This is a genomic window from Paenibacillus sp. MER TA 81-3 (genome assembly GCF_023713585.1).
In the GTDB taxonomy this organism is placed as follows: domain Bacteria; phylum Bacillota; class Bacilli; order Paenibacillales; family Paenibacillaceae; genus Paenibacillus_B; species Paenibacillus_B profundus.
On the sequence record NZ_JAMAWB010000108.1, the window covers coordinates 1 to 331 of the forward strand.

Annotated in this window: 1 pseudogene; it reads left to right on the forward strand. The window is 46.8% G+C overall.

Annotation, left to right across the window (positions count from 1 at the left end):
* A pseudogene (locus M3650_RS31450) lies at positions 1 to 331 on the forward strand (transposase); the annotation flags it as partial.

Genomic DNA, 331 nt, shown 5'->3' on the forward strand with positions numbered 1-331 from the left:
CTGATGAAGATACAAGGAATTCAATCCGTCATCCGGAGGAAGAAAAAGAGAGATGCGAGATCCACTCCACAGCAGGTAGCTGAGAACGTGCTGAACCGCAAATTCACTGCAGATGCGCCAAATGAAAGTGGGTTACGGATGTGACGGAATTCAAGTACGGCAATGGCCAAAAAGCGTATTTAAGCGCTATTCTCGACCTTCATGATAAATCCATCGTCTCCTATGTATTCGGGTGTTCCAATAACAATCCTCTTGTATTTCAGACATTGAAACGGGCCTTGCAAGAAGCACCAGGAAGCAAGCCCATGCTTCATAGCGACCGGGGTTTCCA